Raw genomic sequence first — 25,208 nt, 5'->3', positions numbered from 1 at the left:
GCCTTACTTCAGGCCGGCGGCGGCGCGCAGGGCCGCAGCCTGGTTGGTCGCTTCCCAGGTGAACTCGGGCTCCTCGCGGCCGAAGTGGCCGTAGGCGGCGGTCTTCTGGTAGATCGGGCGCAGCAGGTCGAGCATCTGGATGATGCCCTTGGGCCGCAGGTCGAAGTGTTCGCGCACCAGGGCGGCGATCTGCTCGTCGGGGATCAGGCCGGTGCCTTCGGTATAGACCGTGATGTTCATCGGCTCGGCCACGCCGATCGCGTAGGCGACCTGGATCTGGCACTGGCGCGCGATGCCCGCAGCCACGATGTTCTTGGCCACGTAGCGCGCGGCGTAGGCGGCCGAGCGGTCGACCTTCGACGGGTCCTTGCCCGAGAACGCGCCGCCGCCGTGCGGGCAGGCGCCGCCGTAGGTGTCGACGATGATCTTGCGGCCGGTCAGGCCGCAGTCGCCCTGCGGACCGCCGATGACGAAACGGCCGGTGGGGTTGATCAGGTAGCGCGTGTTCTGCAGCCATTCCTTGGGCAGCACGGGCTTGATGATCTCCTCGATGATGGCTTCGTTGAACGAGGCCTTCATCTTGGTCGAGGTTTCGCTCTGGTCGGGGTGGTGCTGGGTCGAGAGCACCACGGTGTCGATGCTGTGCGGCTTGCCGTCGACGTAGCGCATCGTGACCTGGCTCTTGGCGTCCGGGCGCAGGAAGGGCAGGCGGCCGTCCTTGCGCAGCTGGGCCTGGCGCTCGACCAGGCGGTGCGCGTAGTAGATCGGCGCGGGCATCAGCTCGGGCGTCTCGTCGCAGGCGTAGCCGAACATCAGGCCCTGGTCGCCGGCGCCGGTGTTCAGGTGGTCGTCGCTCGCATGGTCCACGCCCTGGGCGATGTCGTTGGACTGCTTGTCGTAGCAGACCATCACCGCGCAGCCCTTGTAGTCGATGCCGTACTCGGTGTTGTCGTAGCCGATGCGCTTGATGGTGTCGCGCGCGACCTGGATGTAGTCGACGTGCGCGTTGGTCGTGATCTCGCCCGCGAGCACCACCAGGCCGGTGTTGGTCAGCGTCTCGGCGGCCACGCGGCTGCGCGGGTCCTGCTCGAAGATCGCGTCGAGGATCGCATCCGAGATCTGGTCGGCGACCTTGTCGGGGTGGCCTTCGGAAACGGACTCGGAAGTGAAGAGGAAATCGTTCGCCATTGATAAAACTCCGTCTGGTCAGTTGGCGCGTTGCCAGCTGGGGAGCTTCGGCGAACGCTTTAGCAGAGTGCCGGATCGGCACGGGCACAATCGCCTGGCGCTTGTGCATGTCGCCCTGCAAGTAGTTCCATAACTCAGCGACAATTTGGATTCTATGCGAGCGCTGCGCCGCTTGCTCGAGCCCTCCTTTCCCACCCTTGACGCCTCGATGCTTCTCCTGTTCCGTCTGCTCGCCCACCTGCCCCTGCCATGGATGCATCGGCTTGGCGCGTGCTTCGGCTGGCTGGTGTGGTGGGCCGCGCCCGACTACCGGCGCCGCTTCCGCGAGAACGCCGAAGCGGCCGGTTTCACGCCCGCCCAATACCGTCCCGCCATCGGTGCGGCGGGGGCCATGGCCGCCGAACTGCCCTGGCTGTGGGCCCGTCCGCAGGGCGCCAGCGTGCTGCCGCGCATCGCGCGCTGGGACGGCGCCGAGGTCTTCGAAGCCGCGCTGGCCGAACGCAAGGGCCTGATCCTGGTCACGCCGCACATCGGCAGCTGGGAGCTCTGCGGCCAGGCGATCGCCGAGCGCTTCCTGGCCGTGCACGGCCCGCTCACCGCCTTGTTCCGGCCGCCGCGCAAGGCATGGATGGCCGAGCTCATGAAGGGCTCGCGCGACCGCGCCGGCCTGCAGACCCTGCCCACCAGCGTGGCCGGCGTGCGCGGACTGATGCGCACGCTGCGCAATGGCGGCTACACCGGCATCCTGCCCGACCAGGTGCCGCCGCTGGGGCAGGGCGTGTGGGCGCCGTTCCTGGGTCGGCCGGCCTACACCATGACCTTGTTGCCGCGCCTGGCGCAGCAGACCGGCGCGCACGTGTTCCTCTGCGTGTGCGAACGGCTGCCCCGGGGCGGGCGTTTCGTGATCCGCTTCGAACCCTTCGAGGGCACCGCCATGAGCGACCCCCAAGCCACGCCCGAGGCCGCGGCCGCCGCGATGAACCAGGGCATCGAACGCCTGATCCGGCAACTGCCGGGCCAGTACGTCTGGGACTACGCGCGCTTCAAGCAGCCCAAGGGCGAGCCGGCGCAGAAGGCGGCCACATGAGCCTCTCGTCCCGACTCGGCATCGGCTTCATGCGCACGCTGGCGCGCCTGCCCTTGCCGCTGGTGCGCGGCTTCGGCAAGGTGCTGGGCCGCGTGTTGTACGTCGTCGCGGTGTCGCGCCGCCATGTGGTCCAGACCAACCTCGCGCTGTGCCTGCCGCAGAAGTCCAAGGCCGAGCGCGACGCCATCGCCCGCGAGACCTTCGTCTTCGTCGCCCAGTCCTGGCTCGACCGCAGCTGGCTCTGGCACGCGCCCGAGGCCGTGGTCGCGAGCCGGCTGCGCGTGGTCGGTTCCTCGGCCGAGATCGACGAGATCGCGCACGGCAGCGCGCCCATGATCCTGTTCGCGCCGCATTTCTACGGCCTCGACGCGGCCGCGACCGCGCTCACCATGCACACGGCGCGACCCTCGACCACCATCTACACCACGCAGCGCGACCCGCTGGTCGACGCCTGGATCCGCGAGGGACGGCAGCGCTTCGGCAACGTGATCACGCTCAACCGCACCGAGGGCATCAAGCCGATCGTCGCGGGCCTGCGCAAGAACGGCCTGCTGTACCTGCTGCCGGACATGGATTTCGGCCGCGAGCAGTCGGTGTTCGTGCCCTTCTACGGCGTGCCCGCGGCCACCTTGCCTTCGCTCTCGCGCTTCGCGCGGCTGGGCAAGGCCAAGGTGGTGCCGGTGGTGTCGCGGCTCACGGCCTCGGGCTACGACATCGAGGTGCTGGCGGCGTGGCAGAACTTCCCGAGCGACGATGCGGTGGCCGACACGGCGCTGATGAACACCCGGCTGCAGGGCTACATCGACGCGATGCCCTCGCAGTACTACTGGGTGCACCGGCGCTTCAAGACGCGGCCCGAGGGCGCGCCACCGGTGTATTGACTCGCCCCCGAGGGCTTCGCGCACTGCGTGTCGCTTTGCCTTCCCCCGTCCGGGGGCGACTCCCGCGGCCCGGCAAAACCTGTTCCGCGGTGTCCCGCGAAGAACTCAGGTGCCGCGCTGGAAAGCCTCGATCTCGGCCGCCACGCGCTGCGGCTGCTCGTGCACGATCCAGTGCGTCGCGCCCGGCACCTTCACCAGCTTGAGCTTCGGCACGTAGTCTTCCAGTCCGTCGAGCAGGCCGGGCAGCAGCGCGCTGTCGTCGAGCGCCCAGAGCACCAGCGTGGGCGCCTCGATGGTCAGGCGTTCGCGCGGCAGCTGCGGGATCGGCGGCGCGTCCTGGCCCGGCATGGCCGGCTTGAGCGGCGTCACGGCGTAGAGATTGCAGGCGCCGCGCAGCCCCGCATCCCAGAGCGCGCGGTACTGGTCCTTCACGCTGTCGGTGAGCCAGCCGAAGCCGTCGCTGCCCGCACCCATGAGCGTGAAGAAGGGCCACATGCGGCGGTAGTCGTCGGCCGCCAGCAGCGCGGGGGCGTCGGGTCGCGCCAGGAAGTTCATGTAGGCGCTGGCCTGCTGCTGCACCGGGTTGTCGCGCAGCTCGCGTGCGAAGGTGCCCGGGTGCGGTGAGTTGAGGATCACCAGCCGCCGGACCTGCGCCGGAAAGGCGTTGGCGAAGCCCCAGCCGAAGGCGCCCCCCCAGTCGTGCGCAACCAGCGTGTCGATCACGCCATCGGCGCTTTCGGTGGTGGCCAGCTGGCGCACGTCCTGCACCAGCAGGTGCGGTCGGTAGTCCTCGACGGCTGGCGGCGCGCTCGACTGCTCGAAGCCGCGCAGGTTGGGCGCGACGCAGCGGTAACCGCCGTGTTCGGGCTGCGAGAAGTGTTCGAGCAGTGCGTCCCAGATGAACGCGCCTTCGGGGAAGCCGTGCAGGAACAGCATCAAGGGCCGGCCCGGTGCGCCGCTGGCGCGGCAACTGAGCGTGATGCCGTTGGGCAGGGTGCGCTGGAAGGTCTCGATCATCGGGCGGTCTCCGGTCGGTGGTGTGGGGGGCACGAGCCGACCGGCGCCGCCGGGGGTCAGGACTCGGGGTGAGCCCAGCGCCAGAGGAGTTCGGCGGCTTCGTCGACGCCTTGCTTCTTCAGCGCCGAGAACAGTTTGACCTCGCCGCCGCCGGCCTGCAGTCGCACGATCGACAGTGCCTTGGCACCCTCGGCGCGGGTCAGCTTGTCGGACTTGGTCAGCAGCACCAGGAACTTGAGGCCCGCCTCGACGCGCGGGCGGATCACGTCGAGCAGGATCTCGTCGAGCTCGGTCAGGCCGTGGCGCGGGTCGCACATCAGCACCACGCCGCGCAGGTTCTCGCGCGTCATGAGGTAGTTGCCCATCACGCGCTGCCAGCGCAGCTTGGCCTCGCGCGGCACCGCGGCATAGCCGTAGCCGGGCAGGTCGGCCAGCACGGCGTCGTCGACCTTCTGCTTGCCCACGCCGAACAGGTTGATGTGCTGGGTGCGACCCGGGGTCTTCGAGGCGAAGGCCAGCCGGTGCTGTTGCGTCAGGGTGTTGATCGCGGTCGACTTGCCCGCGTTCGAGCGCCCGACGAAGGCGATTTCGGGCAGATCGAAGGCCGGCAGATGCTCCAACTGAGGGGCACTGGTGAGGAAATGGGCGGTGTGCATCCAGCCCATGGCCGTGCGGATCCGGTCGGGTGCAATCGCCGCGTTGGGCGTAGCGGGGGCCGGTGAAGGCGCGGGGGTGGTCATGAGGAAGCCTTGGTAACGGAGCACCATTGTAGAATCGCGGGGTTTTGCGCCAATAAATCGAGCCCCCCGATATGAAGTTGTTTGCCCATTTCCTGCTTGCAGCCCTCATGGGCGCCGCCACCAGCGCTGCTTTCGCAGCCGACGAGCCTGCGGCCGCACCCGCTGCAGCCGCCAAGCCGGCCAAGCCCGACCCGGCCAAGGGCGACACAATCTTCAATGCGACGCCGGCCAACAGCCAGAGCTGCGCGTCGTGCCACAACGCGGACGGCAACTCGGCCATCGCGGCCAACCCGAAGCTGGCGCAGCAGCATCCCGAATACATCCTCAAGCAGCTGCAGGAATTCAAGTCCGGCAAGCGCAAGAGCGCGATCATGAAGCCCTATGCCTCGGCCCTGTCGGACGAGGACATGCGCAACATCGCCTGGTTCGTCGGCTCGAAGACCGTCAAGCCCGGCTTCGCCAAGGAAAAGGACTTGGTCGCACTGGGCGAGAAGATCTACCGCGGCGGCATCGCCGACCGCATGATCCCGGCCTGCGCCAGCTGCCACAGCCCCACCGGTGCCGGCCTGCCCGCGCAGTACCCGCGCCTGGGTGGCCAGCATGCCGACTACACCACTGCCCAGCTCGTGGCCTTCCGCGACGGCGCGCGTGCCAACAGCGCGCCCATGACCGGTGTGGCCGCCAAGCTCAACGACCGTGAAATCAAGGCGGTGTCCGACTACATTGCCGGCCTGCGTTAATCGCGCCTCAGGCCCGCGCCGTCTTTTCGCGCCGCTTCCTGCAGGCGCCGCGGCGGCCGGGACCGTGATGAACTAACCGCCAATAATCAATCCAACAAGGCGGGCCGATCCAGCAGGATGGCCCGCCTTTTTGCTTTCTCAGCCCAGCGTCCCGAAGTCTTCTCTCCATGTCAGTTTCCACCCACGGCCTTCGCGTCCGTCGCGGCCCGCAAGCGGTCCGCGCGACGGTGGAGCTGTTCTCGTCGATGCGCTTCGCGATCGCGCTGCTCACGGTCATCTGCATCGCATCGATCATCGGCACCGTGCTCAAGCAGCACGAGCCCCTGGGCAACTACATCAACCAGTTCGGCCCGTTCTGGGCCGCGCTGTTCCGCGCCGCGCGCCTCGACGCGATCTACAGCGCCTGGTGGTTCCTGCTGATCCTGCTGTTCCTGGTGATCAGCACCTCGCTGTGCATCGCGCGCAACACGCCGCACATTCTCAAGGACCTCAAGACCTTCAAGGAAGACATCCGGGCGCAGAGCCTGCGGGCCTTCGGCCAGCGCGCCGCGACCACGCTGGGCGAGCTGCCCGAAGCCGCCGCGCAGCGCATCGGCACGCTGCTGTCGGGCGGCGGCTGGAAGGTCAAGCTGCAGCACCGCGAAGGCGCGGGCTGGATGGTGGCGGCGCGCGCGGGCGGTGCCCACAAGCTGGGCTACATCGCGGCGCACGGCGCGATCGTGCTGATCTGCATCGGCGGCCTGCTCGATGGCGACCTGGTGGTGCGTGCCCAGACCTGGTTCAACGGCAAGAGCGTGTTCACCGGCGGCGGCATGATCGCCGACGTGGCGCCCGAGCACCGGCTGTCGCCCTCGAACCCGACCTTCCGCGGCAACATCCTGGTGCCCGAGGGCGGCCGCTCGAGCGTGGCGATCCTCAACCAGGCCGACGGCGTGCTGCTGCAGGACCTGCCCTTCTCGATCGAGCTCAAGAAGTTCATCGTCGACTACTACTCCACCGGCATGCCCAAGCTGTTCGCCAGCGAGGTGGTGCTGCACGACCGCGAGACCGGCGAGCAGGTGCCCGCGCGCATCGAGGTGAACCACCCGGCCAGCTACAAGGGCGTGGAGATCTACCAGTCGAGCTTCGACGACGGCGGCTCCACCGTGAAGCTCAAGGCGGTGCCGATGTCGGCCGCGGCCAAGCCCTTCGAGCTCGAAGGCACGATCGGCAGCAGTTCGGAAATCACCAACGGCAGCGACAAGCTCACGCTCGAGTACGTGGCGCTGCGCGTGATCAACGTCGAGAACTTCGCCGACGAGCACGGCGGCGCCATGACCAGCGGTGCCGACGTGCGCAAGGTCGACCTGCAGCACAGCCTGGAATCGCGCCTGGGCGCGGCCAACAAGGTCAACAAGCCCAAGGTGCTGCGCAACATCGGCCCGAGCATCGGCTACAAGCTGCGCGACGCCGCGGGCCAGGCCCGCGAGTACCAGAACTACATGGTGCCGGTCGACACCGGCGACGGCCAGCCGGTGTTCCTGCTGGGCATGCGCGAGAAGCCCGAAGACCCGTTCCGCTACCTGCGCGTGCCGGCCGACGAGAATGGCTCGATGGACGGCTTCCAGCGCATGCGTGCCGCGCTCGACGACGACGCGGTGCGTGCCCGCGCGGTGGAGCGCTACATCGCGCGCGCCACCGACCCGGCGCGGCCCGAGCTGGCCGAGCAGCTGCGGGCCTCGGCCACGCGCGCGCTGGCGCTGTTCGCCGGCACCGAGCGGGTGAAGGCCGATGCCACCAGCAAGGGCGGCTGGCAGGCGATCGCCGAGTTCATGGAATTCAACGTGCCCGAGGCCGAGCGCGCACGCGCCGGCGCGGTGCTGGTGCGCATCCTCAACGAGGTGCTGTTCGAGGTGCTCAACCTGAGCCGCGAATCGGCGGGCCTGGCGGCGCTGCCGGGCGACGACAAGTCGCAGGCCTTCCTCACGCAGGCAGTGCTGGCCATCAGCGACGCGCATTTCTACCCGGCACCGGTCGCGATGATGATGACCGACTTCAAGCAGGTGCAGGCCAGCGTGTTCCAGGTGGCCCGCGCCCCCGGCAAGAGCATCGTGTACCTGGGCTGCCTGTTCCTGATCGTCGGCATCTTTGCCATGCTCTACGTGCGCGAGCGTCGGCTGTGGGTCTGGCTCGTGCCTGCCGACACCGCGGGCGGAAGCCATGCGACCATGGCCTTCTCGGTCAATCGCCGCACCATCGACAGCGACCGCGAATTCGACAATCTCAAAGACAAGTTGCTCGCCCTCCAGAAAGAACCGGCGCCATGACCACCACGACACTGACCCTCAACGACAGCTGGCTCGCGCGCCGCAACCTCCTCGACTGGGTGTTTGCCGCGATCGTCGCGGCCGGCGCGCTGTTCGCCTTCTCGCGCTATGCGGGATCGATGGACATCTACGAGAAGTCCATCCTGGTCGCGACCGTGCCGGCCATGATCTGGCTCGGCTGGTTCTGGCGCCCGCTGCAGTTGCTGGCGGTCGGCGTCGCCGCGGCGACCGTGCTGGCCATCACCTCCTACCAGGGCGACCTGGCACGCGCCGACACGGTGTTCTGGCTCAAGTATTTCCTGTCGAGCCAGTCGGCCATCCTCTGGATGAGCGTGCTGTTCTTCATGAGCACGATCTTCTACTGGCTGGGGCTGTTCGGCGGCAAGCAGGGCGATGCCATGGAGCTGATCGGCTCGCGCGTGGCCTGGGCCGCGATCACGATGGCACTGATCGGCACCATGGTGCGCTGGTACGAAAGCCACCAGCTGGGCCCGGACATCGGCCACATCCCGGTGAGCAACCTCTACGAGGTCTTCGTGCTGTTCAGCTGGCTCACCGCGGCCTTCTACCTGTACTTCGAATCGGTCTACCGCACCCGTGCCATGGGCGCCTTCGTGATGCTGGTGGTCAGCGCCGCGGTCGGCTTCCTGCTCTGGTACACGCTGGTGCGCGAAGCGCACGAGATCCAGCCGCTGGTGCCGGCGCTGCAAAGCTGGTGGATGAAGCTGCACGTGCCGGCCAACTTCATCGGTTACGGCACTTTCGCGCTCGCGGCCATGGTGGCCTTCGCCTACCTGATCAAGGAGCAGGCCGACGAGAAGCGCTGGTACAAGCTCACGCCGATCTGGCTGTTCGGCATGGCGCTGTGCTTCGTGCCGGTGGCCTTCCGCCAGCGCGTGCAGGAAGCCGGCGGCAGCTACTGGGTGGTCTATGCGGGCATCTCGGCGCTGATCGCCGCGGGCATCCTGCTCGGCCGCAAGCGCATCGCGGCACGGCTGCCGGCCAACGACGTGCTCGACGACGTGATGTACAAGTCGATCACCGTCGGCTTCGCCTTCTTCACCATCGCCACCGTGCTGGGCGCGCTGTGGGCGGCCGACGCCTGGGGCGGCTACTGGAGCTGGGACCCGAAGGAGACCTGGGCGCTGATCGTCTGGCTCAACTATGCGGCCTGGCTGCACATGCGGCTGGTCAAGGGCCTGCGCGGCACCGTGGCGGCCTGGTGGGCGCTCGGCGGCCTGGCCGTGACCACTTTCGCCTTCCTGGGCGTGAACATGTTCCTCAGCGGATTGCACAGTTACGGCACGCTCTGAAACCGAACGCGCGGCAAGCGCGTAACCTTTCGGTGCCCTGCAACGAAGTTGAGGGTGAGATCCACCTGCCATCGAAAGGCGAGCCATGCTGATTCGTTCCCGTGACAACGGCTTCACCCACCCGGCCTCCAGCGAGATCACCTCGCGCAGCGCCTACGAAGGCCGGCGCGACCTGCTCAAGCTGATGGCCGGCGGCGCCGCTGGCGCAGCGCTCGCAGGCTGGGCCGCGCGCGACGCGATGGCGCAGACCGTGGCGCCGGGCAAGCTGGCGGCGCTCAAGGGCGGCAAGTCGGCGGTGCCGGGGGCGCAGTCGATGGAGAAGCTCACCGACTACAAGGACGCGTCGAGTTACAACAACTTCTACGAGTTCGGCACCGACAAGGGCGACCCGGTGAAGAACGCCGGCACGCTCAAGACCCGCCCCTGGACCGTCGAGATCGAGGGCCTGGTCAAGAAGCCGGGCAAGTACGGCATCGAGGACCTGATCAAGCTCAGCGCGCAGGAAGAGCGCATCTACCGCCTGCGCTGCGTCGAGGGCTGGTCGATGGTCATTCCCTGGGTCGGCTACTCGCTGGCCGAGCTGATCAAGAAGGTCGAGCCGCAGAGCAATGCCAAGTACGTCGAGTTCGTGACGCTGGCCGACCCCAAGACCATGCCCTTCGTGGGCTCGCGCGTGCTCGACTGGCCCTATGCCGAGGGCCTGCGCATGGACGAGGCCATGCATCCGCTGACGCTGCTGACCTTCGGCATGTACGGCGAGGTGCTGCCCAACCAGAACGGCGCGCCGGTGCGCATCGTGGTGCCCTGGAAGTACGGCTTCAAGTCGGCCAAGTCGATCGTCAAGATCCGCTTCGTCGAGAAGGAGCCGAGCACCGCCTGGAACAAGTCGGCCGCCAACGAGTACGGCTTCTATTCCAACGTGAACCCCAACGTCGACCATCCGCGCTGGAGCCAGGCCACCGAGCGCCGCATCGGCGACGGCGGCGGCCTGTTCGCCAAGCGGCGCAAGACCGAGATGTTCAACGGCTACGAAGCCCAGGTCGGCCAGCTCTACGCCGGGATGGACCTCAAGAAGTTCTACTGACGCCCGGGCCCGCGATGAACAAGCTCCTGCTGCACAAGGCGGCCAAGCCGCTGGTGTTCCTGCTGTGCCTGCTGCCCTTCGCCTGGCTGGTGTTCGGGGCCGTCACCGACGGGCTGGGCGCGAACCCGGCCGAATACCTGATCCGCTCGACCGGCGACTGGACGCTGCGCTTCCTGTGCATCGTGCTGGCCGTGACGCCGCTGCGCGTGAGCCTCAAGCTCACCGGCCTGGCGCGCTACCGGCGCATGCTGGGCCTGTTCGCGTACTTCTACGTGGCGGTGCACCTGCTGAGCTACAGCTGGTTCGACATGGGTTTTGAAGTCGGCGACATCGCGCGCGACATCGCCAAGCGGCCCTTCATCCTGGTGGGCTTCGCCGCCTTCGTGCTGCTGACGCCGCTGGCCGCGACCTCCTTCAACCGGGCGATCAAGGCGCTGGGCGCGAAGCGCTGGCAGCGGCTGCACAAGCTGGTCTATCTGATCGCCGGCCTGGGCCTGCTGCACTTCTTCTGGATGCGCGCGGGCAAGAACAACTTCGCCGAAGTGTTCGTCTACGCGGGCATCGTGGCCGCGCTGCTGGCCTGGCGGGTCTGGCACTTCGTGCGCCAGAAGCAGAAGCAGAAGCCGGCAGCGGCCCGCGCGCCGGCCGTGGCGCGCGTGCAGCCGACCAAGTCCTAGCCGAGCTCGCTGCGCAACTGGTCCTCGACGCTCTCGCGCCGGCGGATCAGCGTGGCGCGGTCACCCGCCACCAGCACCTCGGCGGCCCGGCCGCGGGTGTTGTAGTTGCTGGCCATCGACATGCAGTACGCGCCCGCCGACAGCACGGCCAGCAGGTCGCCCTGGGCCACGTTCAGTTCGCGGTCACGGCCGATCCAGTCGCCGCTCTCGCAGACCGGGCCGACCACGTCGTAGGTCGTGGCTTCGGCGGCGTCGCGCGCGGCCAGCGGCACGATCCGGTGGAAGGCCTGGTACATGGCCGGGCGCGGCAGGTCGTTCATGGCCGCGTCGACGATGCAGAAGTTCTTGTCCTCGCCGGGCTTGAGGTAGAGCACCTCGGTCACGCAGACGCCGGCATTGCCCACCAGCGAGCGGCCGGGTTCCACCACCAGCTTGCGCTGGCCGAAGCCGCGCGCATCGAGCCGCGCCAGCAGCTGCTTCCAGAGCACATCCGCGGCCGGCGGCGTGTCGTGGTTGTAGTCGATGCCCAGGCCGCCGCCGAAGTCCAGGTGGTGCAGCGGGATGCCCGCCTGCTCGATCAGCACCACCAGGTCGAGCACGCGCTCGAGCGCATCGAGGTAGGGTGAGGCTTCGGTGATCTGCGAGCCGATGTGGCAGTCGATGCCGACCACCTCGAGGCCCGGCAGCGCCGCCGCATGGCGATAGGTGGCCAGCGCGCGATCGTGTGCCACGCCGAACTTGTTGCCCTTTAGCCCGGTCGAGATGTAAGGGTGGGTCTTGGGATCGACGTTGGGGTTGATGCGGATGCTGATGCGCGCACGCTGGCCTTGTTCCAGCGCCACCGCGTTGAGCACCTCGAGTTCGGCCTCGCTCTCGACGTTGAAGCAGGCGATGCCCGCGGCCAGCGCCTGGCGCATCTCGTCGCGGGTCTTGCCCACGCCCGAGAAGATCACCTTGGCCGGATCGGCGCCCGCGGCCAGCACGCGCGCGAGCTCGCCGCCCGAGACGATGTCGAAGCCGCAGCCGGCCTCGGCGAACACGCGCAGCACGCCCAGCGAGGAGTTGGCCTTCATCGCGTAGCAGACGAGGGCGTTGCGGCCCTCGAAGCCGCGCTGGTAGGCGGCCAGTGCGTCGAGCATCCATTGCTTGGAGTAGACGAACAGCGGCGTGCCGTGTTCGCGGGCCAGCGCTGCCAGGGGCAGGGCCTCGACGTGCAGCGCGCCGTCGCGCTGGGCGATGTGCGGGTGGCCGGGGAGGGCGGTCGAGGCGCTCATCGCGGGGCTCCGACGGGGGCACTGGCGGCAGGCGCGGGCGCCGGTGCCGCGCCGGCATCGGCATCGGCATCGGCATCGGCGGCGGGCTTGCCGATCGACGGCGTGAGCAGCTCGGGCAAGGTGGCGCGCTGGGCAGCGGCCGGATCGGTGGGCAGATAGAGCGGGCCCTTGAGCCCGCAGCCGGACAAGCCGACCCCGAGCGCACAGAGGCCAATGGCGCTCACTAGAATTTGGCGGACGTTCAACATGGTGAAATTGTAATGACCGACCCCGAGTACATGGATCGTGCGGAAGCCGCACTGGCTGCGATCGAGCAGTCCTGCGACCGCATCAACGACGCCACCGAGGCCGACATCGACAACCAGCGCGTGGGGGGCATGATCACGCTGGTCTTCCCGAATGGCAGCCAGTTGATCATCAACCTGCAGAAGCCGCTGCAGGAAATCTGGCTGGCGGCGCGCTCCGGCGGCTACCACTATCGGCACGATGGCACGGCGTGGCGCGATACCAAGACCGGCGAGGAATTCTTCGGCAACCTGTCGCGCGAAGCCTCGCTGCAGGCGGGACAGCCCTTGCTGTTCGCCGCCTGAGCCCGCGCCTCAGTTCCTGAACAGGTCGAGGATGCGGTTGCGCTCCTCGGGCGCGGGCGGCGCGCCGATCGGGCCACCGGTCGCCTCCGCGGAGGTCGCCGTGGCGTCCACACCCAGGCTGGACACGCCGCGGCCCGGGCCGTAATCGTCGTAGTACCACTCGCCGCCGACGTTGACCACGCCGCTCGCGGGCGGCGTCAGCTCGGCCACGGGCACGCCCTTGAGCGCGGTTTCCATGAAGCTGATCCAGATCGGCAGGCTCAGGCCGCCGCCGGTCTCGCGGTCGCCCAGCTTGCGCGGGGTGTCGTAGCCCATCCACGCGACCGCGGTCATGGTCGGCTGGAAGCCGGCGAACCAGGCGTCGAGCGAATCGTTGGTGGTGCCGGTCTTGCCGTAGATGTCGGTCCGCTTGAGCGTGGCCTGGGCCCTGGCGGCCGTGCCGCCGCTGGCCACCGACTGGAGCAGGCTGTCCATGATGAAGGCGTTGCGTTGCGGGATCGCGCGCATCGTCTCGTTGAGCATCGGCGGTTGCGTCTCGACCAGCACCCGGTCCTTGTGGTCGGTGACGCGGGTGATCAGGTAGGGATTGACGCGGTAGCCGCCGTTGGCGAACACCGAGTAGGCGGTCGCCATCTGCATCGGCGTGACCGAGCCGGCGCCCAGCGCCATCGGCAGGTAGGCCGGATGCTTTTCGCGTTCGAAGCCGAAATTGCCGATCCATTCCTGGCCGTAGCGTGTGCCGATCGATTGCAGGATGCGGATCGACACCATGTTCTTGGACTTCATGAGCGCGCGCCGCATCGACATCGGGCCCTCGAAGCCGCCGTCGTAGTTCTTGGGCTCCCAGGGCTGGCCGCCGGTGGTGCCGGCGTCGAAGAACAGCGGGGCGTCGTTGATCACGGTCGAGGGCGAGAAGCCCTTTTCCAGCGCGGCCGAGTAGATGAAGGGCTTGAAGCTCGAGCCCGGCTGGCGCCAGGCCTGGGTCACGTGGTTGAACTTGTTCTTGCCGAAGTCGAAGCCGCCCACCATGGCCTTGATGGCGCCGTCGCGCGGGTCCATGGCGACGAAGGCACCCTCGACCTCGGGCAGCTGGGTGATCTCGAAGGTGTTCTTGGGCGTGCGCGCGACCCGGATCACCGCGCCGCGGCGGACCTTGATGTTGGGGGGCGCCTTGTCGGACAGGCCCGACTGCGCGGGCTTGAGGCCGTCGCCGGTGATCTGCAGCACGTCGCCGTTGGCGCGCACCGCGGTGATCTCCTTGGGGCTGGCCTTGAGCACCACGGCCGCCATCACGTCGCCGTTGTCGGGATGTTCGGCCAGCGCGTCGTCGACGGCCTCGTCGAGTTCCTTCGGGTCGGTCGGCAGGTCGATGAACTTCTCGGGGCCGCGGTAGATCTGGCGGCGCTCGTAATCCATGATGCCCTTGCGCAACGCCTTGTACGCGGCCGCCTGGTCGGCCGCCACCAGCGAGGTGTAGACCTTGAGGCCGCGGGTGTAGGTGCTGTCGCCGTACTGGCTGTACATCAGCTGGCGCACGGTTTCGGCCACGTACTCGGCATGCAGCCGGTTCGGGTCGGCCGCGTCGCGCAGGTGCAGTTCTTCCTTCTTGGCTTCGACGGCCTGCTCGGCGGTGATGAAACCGGCGTCGCGCATGCGGTCGATCACATAGAGCTGGCGACCGCGGGCGCGCGTCGGGTTGTTCACCGGGTTGTTGGCGCCCGGTGCCTTGGGCAGGCCCGCCAGCATCGCGGCCTGGGCGATCGAGATGTCCTGCAGCGGCTTGCCGAAATAGGCCTCGGAGGCGGCTGCGAAGCCGTAGGCGCGGTTGCCCAGGTAGATCTGGTTCAGGTAGATCTCGAAGATCTGGTCCTTGCTCAGCAGGTGCTCGAGCTTGAAGGTCAGCAGCACCTCGTAGATCTTGCGGGTCAGCGTCTTCTCGGAGCTCAGGTAGACGTTGCGCGCCACCTGCATGGTGATGGTGGAGGCGCCCTGGCTCTTCGCCCGGTTCACGTTGGCCAGGCCGGCACGCACCAGGCCCTTGTAGTCGACGCCGCCATGGTCATAGAAGCGCGCGTCTTCGGCCGCCAGCACGGCGTCCTTCATGACCTTGGGAATCGTGGCGATCGGCGTGAGGTTGCGCCGTTCCTCGCCAAATTCGCCGATCAGGGTGCCTTCGGACGAGAACACCCGCAGCGGCAGCTTGGGGCGGTAGTCGGCCAGCTCGGAGATATCAGGCAGGTTGGGATAGGCGACCGCCAGTGCAACGGCGATCACGCAGGCCAGCGACACGGCGCCGGCCAGCACGATGCCGCCGCTCCAGAACAGCAGGCGCAGCAGCCACTTCAGCCAGAAAGGCCGGGTCGAGGCGGGCTTGGCGCGCTTCTCGGGGCGGGGAGATTGGGGCATGGAGGAGGGCGGAGTCACCGCGCATTATAAAAAATGGCCCGGAAAAGGGTCGTCAGCAAAGGTCTCGTACGACCAAATACCGGGGTGTCGTCACGTAAGTTGCAGAAGACTACGTGGGCGTCAACTTTTGACAACGCTCGCGCCGATCCTCGGCGGGGCGCCTTGGTAGCGCCCACTTCTTGCTGCTAGCATGCAACCATACGTAAATATTTCCAATCGTTACAAACGGATGGGATCGAACTTGACTGCACTGGGATCGTTGTTTCGCCGTCAGCCCGCACCGTTGGTCGGGTTGGATGTTAGTTCGTCCAGCGTCAAGCTGGTCGAGCTGGGCCGTGACGCGAGCGGCAAGCTGGTGCTCGAGCGGTGCGCGATCGAACCGCTGGAACGGGGCTGGATCAGCGACGGCAACGTCGAGAAGTTCGACGAGGTGGCCGAGGCCGTGCGCCGCGTGGTGCGCAAGAGCGGCACCCGGACCCGCAACGTCGCGCTGGCGCTGCCGCCTTCGGCCGTGATCACCAAGAAGATCGTGCTGCCCGGCGGCATGAGCGAGCAGGAACTCGAGCTACAGGTCGAGTCCGAGGCCAATCAGTACATTCCTTTCTCCCTGGACGAAGTGAGCCTGGACTTCTGCGTGGTCGGCCGCAGTGCCGGCGCCGCAGAAGATGTCGAGGTGCTGATCGCCGCATCGCGCAAGGAAAAGGTGCAGGACCGCCAGGGCCTGGCCGAGGCGGCCGGACTCAAGGCCGTGATCCTCGACGTCGAGTCCTATGCGTCGCGGCTCGCGACTTCGCGGCTGATCGAACAATTGCCCGGCCAGGGCCGCGATGCGGTCGTCGCCCTGTTCGAGGTCGGCGCCTTCACCACCAGCATGCAGGTGCTGCGCAACCAGGAGGTGCTGTACGACCGCGACCAGGCCTTCGGCGGTGCCCAGCTGACCCAGCTGATCGTGCGCCAGTACGGCTTTTCGGCCGAAGAGGCGGAAAGCAAGAAACGCAGCGGCGACCTGCCCGAAGACTACAACTCGGGCGTGCTCAAGCCCTTCGTGGCCAGCATCGCCCAGGAAATCGCGCGGGCGCTTCAATTCTTCTTCACCAGCACGCCGCACAACCGTGTCGACTACGTGCTGCTGGCCGGCGGCTCGGCGGCGCTGCCGGGCCTGACCAGTGCCGTGACCCGGCAGACCTCCTTTGCCTGCACCCTCGTGAACCCCTTCGATGGCATGGAAATGGGTTCGGGCATCCGGGAAAAGAAGGTGCGCCGTGAGGCACCGTCGTACCTGACGTCCTGTGGCCTGGCCATGCGGAGGTTCCTGCAGTGATCCTGATCAACCTGTTGCCGCATCGCGAGGCGGCCCGCAAGCGTCGCCGCGAGAGCTTCTATGTGACGCTGGGCGCCGCGGCCCTGCTGGGAGGATTGATCGCGGGCGCGGCCTACGTCTGGTACCAGGCACAGATCTCGACCCAGCAGTCGAAGAACAGCTACCTCCAGGCCGAGATCAAGAAGCTCGAGTCCGAGATCAAGGAGATCTCGACGCTGCAGGCCGAGATCACGGCCCTCAAGGCGCGCCAGCAGGCCGTCGAAGACCTGCAGGGCGATCGCAACATGCCGGTGCACCTGCTCAACGAACTGGTACGGCAGTTGCCCGACGGCGTGTACCTGGCCAGCATGAAGCAGACCGACCGGACGGTCACGCTGCAGGGCATGGCGCAATCGAACGAGCGCGTGTCCGAACTGCTGCGCAACCTGGGCAGCGGCAGTCCCTGGCTGGTCAAGCCCGAGCTGATCGAGATCACGGCCGGCACCGTGACCTTGAACCCGCGCGACCAGCGCCGCGTGGCGAACTTCACCATGCGCATCGGCCTCAAGCGCCCGACCGATGTGCCGAAGCCGGCGGCCGGCGCGGCCGGCGCGGCCGGTGCCGCCACTCCGGCGGTCAAAGGTTAGGCAGGGACCGATATGGCAAGCAAACGATTCGCCTCCAATGTCGACGTCGCCGCGTCCCTGCGTCGCTTCGGCGAGCAGTTCCGTGGCCTGAACCCGAACGATCCGTCCGTCTGGCCGGCCGCACCGCGCTACGCGCTGTGCGTCGCCGTGACCGCGCTGGTGCTGGTGGCGCTGTGGTTCGTCTGGCTGACCAACGCCAACGACGAGCTGGAGGCGGAGCGCGCCACCGAGGTCACGCTCAAGGCCGACTACCAGAAGAAGGTCGCGCAGGCCGCCAACCTCGATCTGCTCAAGAAGCAGCGCGAACAGGTGCAGCAGTACGTGACCCTGCTCGAGAAGCAATTGCCCAGCAAGGCCGAGATGGATGCCTTGCTGTCCGACATCAACCAGGCCGGCCTGGGCCGCAGCCTGCAGTTCGAGCTGTTCCGCCCGGGCCAGGTGGCGGTCAAGGATTACTACGCCGAGCTGCCGATCGCGCTGCGCGTGACCGGGCGCTACGACGACATGGGCGCCTTCGTGGCCGACGTGGCCAACCTCTCGCGCATCGTGACGCTCAACGACCTGTCCATCACGCCGCAGAAAGACGGCGCCCTGACGATGGACGCCACGGCCCGCACCTACCGCTACCTCGACGACGAGGAGCAGGCCGGTCAGCGCCGTGCCGCGGCGGCGGGAGCGAAGAAGAAATGATGACCACCCTCCTGAAAGCCCTTGGACTGTGCGCCGCGGCGCTGCTGCTGAGCGGTTGCTGGGGTTCGGAGCAGGACGACCTGCAGCAGTGGATGGTCGAGGAGCGGGCCAAGGTGCGGCCCGCGGTACCGCCCATCAGCGAGCCGAAGAAGTTCACGCCCCAGGCCTACACCGAGGGCACGACCCTCGACCCCTTCAACAGCCAGAAGCTCACGCAGGCCCTGCGGCGCGACTCCGCGCAGCCCAGCAGTTCGGGGCTGATCGGGCCCGAGCTGGCACGGCGCAAGGAAGCGCTCGAAGCCATGCCGCTGGACTCGATGGCCATGGTCGGCAGCATGAACCGCGGTGGCCAGCCGGTGGCGCTGGTGATGGTCGACAAGCTGCTGTACCAGGTGCGCGTGGGCAACTACCTGGGACTGAATTACGGGCGCGTGACCCGTATCGGTGAAACCGAACTGGCCTTGCGGGAAATCGTGCAGGACGCCGCCGGTGAGTGGATCGAGCGCGTGGCGACGTTGGAATTGCAAGAGAGGTCGAAATGAGTCAGCAGAAATCAACGATGGCACGGTGGCTTCGCGCTGCGGGCCTCTCCCTTGCCACGCTGAGCGCCGTGGTCGCGGCGCACGCGCAGAACGCGATCGAGTCGGTGACCACGTCGATGCAGTCGGGCGCCGAAGTGGTCCGCATCGACCTGACGCAGCCTCTGAGTGCGGTGCCTGCGGGTTTCGCGATCCAGACGCCGGCGCGCATCGCGCTCGATTTCCCGGGCGTGACCAACGGCATCGGCCGTTCGGCCGTCGAAGTGAATCAGGGCAACCTTCGCTCGATCAACGTGGTGCAGGCGGGTGAGCGCACACGGCTGGTGCTGAACCTCAAGCAGGCGACGGCCTACAAGACCGAGGTCCAGGGCAAGTCGCTGCTGGTGTCCCTGGAACCGGTGGCCGGCGCCGCGCTGGTGACCTCGGCCTCCAGTTCGGCCTCGTTCGCGGAAAACCGCAACCGCGACACCCTGCCGCTGCGCGACGTCGACTTCCGCCTGGCGTCCGATCGCACCGGCCGCGTGATCGTCGACCTGGCCAACAACCAGGTGGGCGTCGACATCCGCCAGCAGGGCAAGAACCTGGTGGTCGAGTTCACCAAGTCGACGCTGCCCGAAGGCTTGCGCCGCCGTCTCGATGTGGCCGATTTCGGCACCCCCGTGCAGCTGATCACCACTCAGCAGGTCGGCGACCGCGTGCGCATGACCATCGAGCCCAGCGGCGACTGGGAGCACAGCGCCTACCAGAGCGAAAACCAGTTCGTGGTCGAGGTGCGCCCGCGCAAGGTCGACCCGACCAAGCTCACGCAGGGCGTGGGTTACAGCGGCGAGAAGCTGTCGCTGAACTTCCAGAACATCGAGATCCGCTCGCTGCTGCAGGTGATCGCCGACTTCACCAACTTCAACATCGTCACCTCGGATTCGGTGACCGGCGCGCTCACGCTGCGCTTGAAGGACGTGCCCTGGGACCAGGCACTCGACATCATCATGCAGGCCAAGAACCTGGGCATGCGCAAGAACGGCAGCGTGCTGTGGATTGCGCCCAAGGACGAGATCAATGCCAAGGAAAAGATGGAGTTCGAGGCCAAGGCGGCCATCGAAACCCTCGAGCCCCTGCGCACCCAGTCGTTCCAGCTCAACTACACCAAGGCCCTGATCATTGCGCAGGGCCTGACCGGCACCGGGGCGTCGTCGGGCGGCGGCGGTGGCGGCAACAGCACCTCGCGCCTGCTGAGCGCCCGCGGCAGCGTGATCGCCGAGTCGCGCACCAACCAGATCTTCGTCTCCGACGTGCCCTCGCGCCTGTTGCAGGTGGCCGAACTGATTCAGAAGCTGGACGTTCCGGTGCGGCAGGTGCTGATCGAAGCGCGCATCGTCGAGGCCTCGGACACCTTCGGCAAGTCGCTGGGCGTGCGCCTGGGCGGCGGCATCATCAACACGCGCAGCACCGTTGGCGCGATGCCGGTGGTGACCTCGAACCCGGTCGTCGGCGGCAGCTTCACCAACCAGCCCAGCGCCACCACGACCTTCACGAATTCGAACTTCGTGAACCTGCCGTCCACCGGCGTGGCCGGCAACGGCAACGCGCCGGGCACCTTCGCGGTGTCGCTGTTCAATTCGAGCTTCTCTCGACTGCTCAACCTGGAGATCTCCGCGCTCGAAGCCGACGGCAAGGGCAAGGTGGTGTCCAGCCCGCGCGTCGTCACGGCCGACCAGACCAAGGCCCTGATCGAGCAGGGCACCGAATTGCCCTACCAGGTGGCGACTTCCAGCGGTGCCACGTCGATCGCGTTCCGCAAGGCCAACCTCAAGCTCGAGGTCACGCCGCAGATCACGCCCGAGGGCAACATCATCCTGACGCTGGACGTCAACAAGGACACGGTCGGCCAGGCCACGACGGCCGGTTTCGCGATCAACACCAAGCACGTGCAGACCGAAGTGCTGGTGGAGAACGGCGGCACGGTGGTCATCGGCGGCATCTTCGAGATGACCGAGAACAACAACGAATCGCGCATCCCGCTGCTGGGCGAACTGCCTTATCTGGGCACGCTGTTCCGCACGCGTGACCGGACTTTCAACAAGACCGAGATGTTGGTCTTCATCACGCCCAAGATGATCACTGACCGCAACGCAGCGCGCTGAAGCCGCTTTTCTTAAGGACGAATGAATGACTTGCAAGAAGATACTGCTGGGGATCCTCATGGCGGCGACCTTGGCCGCGTGCGGTGGAGGCGGCGGTAGTCCGACGGTGCCGAGTGGTTCGGGATCGGGTGGTGGTAATGGTGGCACGACAACCCCGCCCACGACCGAGACGCCGGTGGTGGCGCAGAGCACGCTGACGCTTGATGTTCTGAGTGGCAGCGGTACATCGACGACGTCCATTTCCAGCGCGGAGATCGCGCAGGTCAAGGCTGTGCTCAAGGATGCCAAGGGTGCCGTCGTGAAGGGCGCCATCGTTACTTTCAGCGAGACCGGCGCGGGGCTGTTGACCTTCTCTCCCGCCGCCAAGACGGCGTTGACCGACGATGCCGGCACGGCCGTGGTGGAGGTGCGTGCGACGTCCACTTCCAGTACCGGCGCGACGATGCTGACTGCCACGGCGGACGTGGCTGGAGCGGCGACCAGTGGACAGAAGGCGATTGCGATCTCGAGCGCGCCTTCGACAGGCGTGCAGGATCCTCAGTTGTTGGCGAATGCGCTCAACTTCCTGGATGTGAATCCGGCGGACCGCTCAATCGTCATTAAGGGTTCGGGCGGTAATGGGCGCTCCGAGTCGGCGACCTTGCGCTTCCGTGTGGTCGACAAGAACAACGCGCCGGTCAAGGGGACTGCGGTGACCTTCAGCGTCACGCCGGCCAATGCCGTGACCTTGAACGTTCCGACAGCCACGAGCGACGCCGAAGGCGTGGTTGTCACGACGGTTTCGTCGGGTGCCATCGCCACGGCGGTAGTGGTGCGGGCCACGGTGACTGGAAAGTCGATCACCTCGCCATCCGACCAGTTGACGGTGACCACGGGCCTGGCGACTCAGAGAGGCTTCGACATGAGTGCGGGAAAGTACAACCTGAACGCGCTCAAGACCGGTGACTCGACGAAGATTTCGGTTCGGATCGTCGACGCCAATGGCAATCCCGTCTCGGACGGCGTTCCTGTTGTCTTTACCGCGAACTATGGCGCAGTGGGTTCATCGTCGCGTGGCGGTTGCACGACCTTGGGCGGTGGGTGCAGCGTGGACTACCTGGTCCAGGATCCCCGTCCAGAAGACGGGAAATTTGCCACGGTGATCGCCTCAACCCTTCTAGGCGACGGTACGTCCATTGGCAAGCAACTTGACTTCATCATGTCGGATTTGACGCTCGTCGATCTGTTCAAGGGTCCCACTGTGTTGGATGGATTGGGGAACGTGGTACCGGCAGTGAAGAAACTCGACCTCGTTAGTTGCGAGCCGACGACATTCACCTTGTATGCCGGCACGCCGGCGGCGTTTCCCGCTCCCGCCAATACGGGTGTTGCACTGTCGTCGATCAATGACAAATTGACGGTCAAATTGCTGAGCGATACGACGATCCTGGACCAGTTGGTGAGGCCGCCTGCCCGCACGATCGTAGATTTCAGCATCGATGTTTCTGGAATCGTCGGTTCGGAGGCATGTGGTGCCGGACTCAATCGGGGCAGCACTTCGGTGGACATCAGGTTCACCAACGACAGCTTCACGCAACCCCGCAGACTGACCGTGACCTACCCGAAACCCTGACCCGCGGCCACGGCCTCACAATCAAAACCGCCGGCATGCCGGCGGTTTTGTCATTCAGACTCGGGAGTGGATCGGTATGAACATTGCACTCGTCGGACTACCCGGCGCGGGCAAATCCGCAGTGGGGCGGCGCCTGGGTGAGCGCCTGGGGCACCATTTCGTCGACAGCGACCATGTGATCGAGCAGCGCCTCGGCTGCTCCATCCGCGACTATTTCGAGCGCGAAGGCGAGGCCGCCTTCCGCGACGTCGAGCAGCAGGTGCTGGCCGAACTGGCGGTGTCGGCGCAGGGCGTGGTGGCCACCGGCGGTGGCGCCGTGCTGCGCGAGGCGAACCGGCGGGCGCTGCACGACCACTTCCATGTGATTTACCTGCGCTCCTCGCCCGAAGACCTGCTCAAGCGACTGCGCCACGACACCAAGCGGCCGCTGCTGCAGGTGGCCGATCCGCTGGCGCGGTTGCGCGAGCTTCACGATCAGCGCGATCCGCTCTACTGCGAGACCGCGCACAGCATCGTCGACACCGGGCGGCCCTCGGTCGCCACGTTGGTCAACACCATCGTGATGCAGCTCGAGCTGTCGGGCCTCGTGACGCCACCGCCCGCGAACGACGGCGAACCGATCGCCTGATCGACAAGCCAGTCCGGGTCGGGCAGGGCGCCGCAGCGCCTAAACTTGCGGCCATGCCCCAGCCTGAACCCATCGCCTTGCCCCAGCGCGTCGACATCCGCCTCGGCGACCGCAGCTACCCCATCCTGATCGGCGCCGACCTGCTCGGCGACCCGTCGCAGTTCGACGCGGTGCCGGCGGCATCCAGCGCGCTGATCGTCACCAACACCACGGTGAGCCCGCTCTATGCCGAAACGCTCCGGAAGACGCTGGCCGGGCGCTTCCGCACCATCCACGTGCTCGAGCTGCCCGACGGCGAGGCGCACAAGGACTGGACCACGCTCAACCTGATCTTCGATGCCCTGCTGCAGCATGGCAGCGACCGCAAGACCGTGCTGTTCGCGCTCGGCGGCGGCGTGGTCGGCGACATGACCGGCTTTGCGGCCGCCAGCTACATGCGCGGCGTGCCCTTCGTGCAGGTGCCGACCACGCTGCTCGCGCAGGTCGATTCCTCGGTCGGTGGCAAGACGGCCATCAACCATCCGCTGGGCAAGAACATGATCGGCGCCTTCTACCAGCCGCAACTGGTGCTGTGCGACCTGGCCACGCTGGCCACGCTGCCGGTGCGCGAACTGAGCGCAGGCCTGGCGGAAGTCATCAAGTACGGCCCGATCTACGACATGGCCTTCTTCGACTGGATCGAGGCCAACATCGACGCGCTGATGGCCCGAGACCCGGCGGCGCTCGCGCATGCGGTGCGGCGCAGCTGCGAGATCAAGGCCGAGGTGGTGGGGCAGGACGAGCGCGAGACCGGCCTGCGCGCCATCCTCAACTTCGGCCATACCTTCGGCCACGCGATCGAGTCGGGCCTGGGCTACGGCGCGTGGCTGCACGGCGAGGCCGTGGGCTGCGGCATGGTGATGGCGGCGCAGCTCTCGCAGCGCCTGGGCGGCGTCGACGCGGCCTTCGTGCAACGGCTGACGGCGCTGGTCGAACGCGCCGGCCTGCCCACCGTCGCGCCGAAACTCGGCGCCGATCGCTACCTGGAACTGATGCGCGTCGACAAGAAATCCGAGGCCGGCGAGATCCGCTTCGTGGTCATCGACAAGCCCGGCTCGGCCGTGATGCGGCCGGCGCCCGACGCGCTGGTGCGCGACGTGCTCGCGCACTGCGGCGCCGCCTGAGGGAAAAGGTCGCCATGACGCCGGTCGCTTCTTCCTCGGTCGATGGCCCCGCGGGGCGGCTCGCCCCCTACGCCAGCCATGCGGCCGCGTCGCGCGGCCGCCGCCATCCGGAGCCGCCTGCGCCCACGCGCGATGCCTTCCAGCGCGACCGCGACCGCATCGTCCATTCCACCGCCTTCCGCCGGCTGGTCTACAAGACCCAGGTCTTCCTCAACCATGAGGGCGATCTGTTTCGCACCCGCCTCACGCACTCGCTCGAAGTGGCCCAGCTCGCGCGCTCGATCGCACGCGCGCTGCGGCTCAACGAAGACCTGGTCGAGGCGATCGCGCTGGCGCACGACCTGGGCCACACGCCCTTCGGCCATGCGGGCCAGGACGCATTGGACGACTGCATGGCCGGCCATGGCGGTTTCGAGCACAACCTGCAGAGCCTGCGCGTGGTCGACACGCTCGAGCACCGCTACCCGCAGTACGACGGCCTGAACCTGAGCTTCGAGACACGCGAAGGCATCCTCAAGCACTGCTCGCGCGCCAATGCCGAGCGCATCGAGGCGGGCGAGCCCGGCGGCGTGGGACGGCGCTTCCTCGAGCTCACCCAACCCAGCCTCGAGGCGCAGCTGTGCAACCTGGCCGACGAGATCGCCTACAACGCGCACGACATCGACGACGGCGTGCGCTCAGGCCTGATCAGCATCGAGCAGCTGGGCGAGGTCGAGCTGTTCGAGCGCTACCGGCGCGAGGCGCTGGCCGAGCACCCCTCGCTGGGCGGGCGCCGCGTGCTCTACGAGACCATCCGCCGCATGCTCAGCGCGCAGGTATACGACGTGATCGACGCCACCCGCGCGGCCGTCGAGGCGGCGGCCCCGGCCGATGCCGATGCGGCCCGGCACGCCGATCCGCTGCTGCGCTTCAGCGACGACATGCGCGCCCAGTCGATCGTGCTCAAGCGCTTCCTGTTCGCCAACCTCTACCGCCATCCGCAGGTGATGCAGACCACCGGCCAGGCCAAGGTGATGGTGCGCGAACTGTTCACGGCCTACCTGGAAGGCCCGGCCGAGATGCCGGAATCGTTCGCAAGCCGGCCCGACGTGGCGCGCGCCGTGGCCGACTACATCGCCGGCATGACCGACCGCTTCGCGATGCGCGAGCATGAGCGCCTGACCGGGCGCGCCTGGCAGGCCTGAG

General features: G+C 67.4%; 23 protein-coding genes. 17 read left to right on the top strand and 6 right to left on the bottom strand.

What is annotated here, in order from left to right:
- Nucleotides 1–3 precede the first annotated feature (3 nt).
- Entirely contained in the window at nt 4–1,188 is a 1,185-nt protein-coding gene (gene metK / locus K0H49_RS13225) for a methionine adenosyltransferase (protein ID WP_219212764.1), read from the bottom strand.
- Nucleotides 1,189–1,396: 208 nt separating this feature from the next.
- Between metK and K0H49_RS13220 the strand changes: the two genes are divergently transcribed.
- On the top strand, nt 1,397–2,275 hold the full coding sequence (locus K0H49_RS13220) for a lysophospholipid acyltransferase family protein (protein ID WP_219212763.1): 879 nt from the start codon (nt 1,397–1,399) through the stop codon (nt 2,273–2,275).
- Nucleotides 2,272–3,156, top strand: coding sequence for a lysophospholipid acyltransferase family protein (locus K0H49_RS13215; RefSeq protein WP_219212761.1), 885 nt, complete (start codon nt 2,272–2,274; stop codon nt 3,154–3,156). Before K0H49_RS13220 ends, K0H49_RS13215 begins: the two co-directional genes overlap by 4 nt.
- Before the next feature lie 105 nt (nt 3,157–3,261).
- On the opposite strand, the gene K0H49_RS13210 is transcribed toward K0H49_RS13215, so the two are convergent.
- Both K0H49_RS13210 and yihA read right to left on the bottom strand, forming a co-directional pair.
- Complete coding sequence (locus K0H49_RS13210) at nt 3,262–4,173, bottom strand: alpha/beta fold hydrolase (protein WP_219212759.1); 912 nt, start codon at nt 4,171–4,173, stop codon at nt 3,262–3,264.
- 56 nt (nt 4,174–4,229) lie between these two features.
- A complete protein-coding gene (gene yihA / locus K0H49_RS13205; protein ID WP_219212757.1) occupies nt 4,230–4,913 on the bottom strand; it encodes a ribosome biogenesis GTP-binding protein YihA/YsxC in 684 nt (227 codons plus the stop codon).
- 71 nt (nt 4,914–4,984) lie between these two features.
- Here yihA and K0H49_RS13200 point away from each other — a divergent pair, with 71 nt between their 5' ends.
- The 5 genes from K0H49_RS13200 (at nt 4,985) to K0H49_RS13180 (ending at nt 11,033) form a co-directional block, all read left to right on the top strand.
- The gene (locus K0H49_RS13200) at nt 4,985–5,653 is read left to right on the top strand and encodes a c-type cytochrome (protein ID WP_219212754.1); all 669 of its coding nucleotides are present in this window, start codon (nt 4,985–4,987) and stop codon (nt 5,651–5,653) included.
- Between the two features lie 167 nt (nt 5,654–5,820).
- A complete protein-coding gene (locus tag K0H49_RS13195) occupies nt 5,821–7,959 on the top strand; it encodes a cytochrome c biogenesis protein ResB (protein WP_219212752.1) in 2,139 nt (712 codons plus the stop codon).
- Nucleotides 7,956–9,272 (top strand): c-type cytochrome biogenesis protein CcsB, encoded by a 1,317-nt coding sequence (ccsB, locus tag K0H49_RS13190; protein WP_219212750.1) that lies wholly within the window; start codon nt 7,956–7,958, stop codon nt 9,270–9,272. Before K0H49_RS13195 ends, ccsB begins: the two co-directional genes overlap by 4 nt.
- 85 nt (nt 9,273–9,357) lie before the next feature.
- Nucleotides 9,358–10,356, top strand: a complete 999-nt coding sequence (gene msrP / locus K0H49_RS13185) for a protein-methionine-sulfoxide reductase catalytic subunit MsrP (RefSeq protein WP_219212748.1) — start codon at nt 9,358–9,360, stop codon at nt 10,354–10,356.
- A gap of 14 nt (nt 10,357–10,370) precedes the next feature.
- A complete protein-coding gene (locus K0H49_RS13180) occupies nt 10,371–11,033 on the top strand; it encodes a sulfite oxidase heme-binding subunit YedZ (RefSeq protein WP_219212746.1) in 663 nt (220 codons plus the stop codon).
- On the opposite strand, the gene lysA is transcribed toward K0H49_RS13180, so the two are convergent.
- Together lysA and lptM are read right to left on the bottom strand one after the other, a co-directional pair.
- Nucleotides 11,030–12,307 (bottom strand): diaminopimelate decarboxylase, encoded by a 1,278-nt coding sequence (gene lysA, locus K0H49_RS13175; RefSeq protein ID WP_219212744.1) that lies wholly within the window; start codon nt 12,305–12,307, stop codon nt 11,030–11,032. The two genes, K0H49_RS13180 and lysA, sit on opposite strands and share 4 nt — an antisense overlap.
- Nucleotides 12,304–12,531 carry an LPS translocon maturation chaperone LptM gene (gene lptM / locus K0H49_RS13170; protein ID WP_374122343.1) on the bottom strand — a complete coding sequence of 76 codons (228 nt, stop codon included), beginning with the start codon at nt 12,529–12,531 and terminating at the stop codon, nt 12,304–12,306. Before lptM ends, lysA begins: the two co-directional genes overlap by 4 nt.
- A 36-nt stretch (nt 12,532–12,567) precedes the next feature.
- Between lptM and cyaY the strand changes: the two genes are divergently transcribed.
- Nucleotides 12,568–12,897 (top strand): iron donor protein CyaY, encoded by a 330-nt coding sequence (gene cyaY / locus K0H49_RS13165; RefSeq protein WP_219212740.1) that lies wholly within the window; start codon nt 12,568–12,570, stop codon nt 12,895–12,897.
- Nucleotides 12,898–12,906: 9 nt separating this feature from the next.
- Here the strand turns inward: cyaY and K0H49_RS13160 are convergent, their stop codons facing one another.
- Nucleotides 12,907–15,303 (bottom strand): penicillin-binding protein 1A, encoded by a 2,397-nt coding sequence (locus tag K0H49_RS13160; RefSeq protein ID WP_219212738.1) that lies wholly within the window; start codon nt 15,301–15,303, stop codon nt 12,907–12,909.
- Nucleotides 15,304–15,544: 241 nt separating this feature from the next.
- Here K0H49_RS13160 and K0H49_RS13155 point away from each other — a divergent pair, with 241 nt between their 5' ends.
- From K0H49_RS13155 to K0H49_RS13115, 9 genes are all read left to right on the top strand, one after another.
- Nucleotides 15,545–16,624: a pilus assembly protein PilM gene (locus K0H49_RS13155; RefSeq protein WP_219212736.1), complete on the top strand. Its 1,080-nt coding sequence runs from the start codon at nt 15,545–15,547 to the stop codon at nt 16,622–16,624.
- Nucleotides 16,621–17,250, top strand: coding sequence for a PilN domain-containing protein (locus tag K0H49_RS13150; protein ID WP_219212734.1), 630 nt, complete (start codon nt 16,621–16,623; stop codon nt 17,248–17,250). Before K0H49_RS13155 ends, K0H49_RS13150 begins: the two co-directional genes overlap by 4 nt.
- A gap of 12 nt (nt 17,251–17,262) precedes the next feature.
- Complete coding sequence (locus tag K0H49_RS13145; RefSeq protein WP_219212731.1) at nt 17,263–17,940, top strand: type 4a pilus biogenesis protein PilO; 678 nt, start codon at nt 17,263–17,265, stop codon at nt 17,938–17,940.
- Nucleotides 17,940–18,482, top strand: a complete 543-nt coding sequence (locus tag K0H49_RS13140; protein ID WP_219213307.1) for a pilus assembly protein PilP — start codon at nt 17,940–17,942, stop codon at nt 18,480–18,482. The genes K0H49_RS13145 and K0H49_RS13140 overlap by 1 nt, the downstream gene beginning before the upstream one ends.
- Complete coding sequence (gene pilQ, locus K0H49_RS13135) at nt 18,479–20,620, top strand: type IV pilus secretin PilQ (protein ID WP_219212730.1); 2,142 nt, start codon at nt 18,479–18,481, stop codon at nt 20,618–20,620. The genes K0H49_RS13140 and pilQ overlap by 4 nt, the downstream gene beginning before the upstream one ends.
- Before the next feature lie 25 nt (nt 20,621–20,645).
- Entirely contained in the window at nt 20,646–22,232 is a 1,587-nt protein-coding gene (locus tag K0H49_RS13130) for an Ig-like domain-containing protein (RefSeq protein ID WP_219212728.1), read from the top strand.
- Between the two features lie 76 nt (nt 22,233–22,308).
- Nucleotides 22,309–22,860, top strand: a complete 552-nt coding sequence (locus K0H49_RS13125; protein ID WP_219212727.1) for a shikimate kinase — start codon at nt 22,309–22,311, stop codon at nt 22,858–22,860.
- Nucleotides 22,861–22,913: 53 nt separating this feature from the next.
- Nucleotides 22,914–24,023 (top strand): 3-dehydroquinate synthase, encoded by a 1,110-nt coding sequence (aroB, locus tag K0H49_RS13120; protein ID WP_219212725.1) that lies wholly within the window; start codon nt 22,914–22,916, stop codon nt 24,021–24,023.
- Nucleotides 24,024–24,037: 14 nt separating this feature from the next.
- Nucleotides 24,038–25,207 (top strand): deoxyguanosinetriphosphate triphosphohydrolase, encoded by a 1,170-nt coding sequence (locus tag K0H49_RS13115; protein ID WP_219212723.1) that lies wholly within the window; start codon nt 24,038–24,040, stop codon nt 25,205–25,207.
- Nucleotide 25,208 lies beyond the last annotated feature (1 nt).

The sequence above is a fragment of the Variovorax boronicumulans genome, assembly GCF_019352895.1.
In the GTDB taxonomy this organism is placed as follows: Bacteria; Pseudomonadota; Gammaproteobacteria; order Burkholderiales; family Burkholderiaceae_C; genus Variovorax; species Variovorax boronicumulans_A.
Note: the sequence above shows the minus strand (reverse complement) of the source record. Positions and strands in the feature narration are given on the sequence as shown.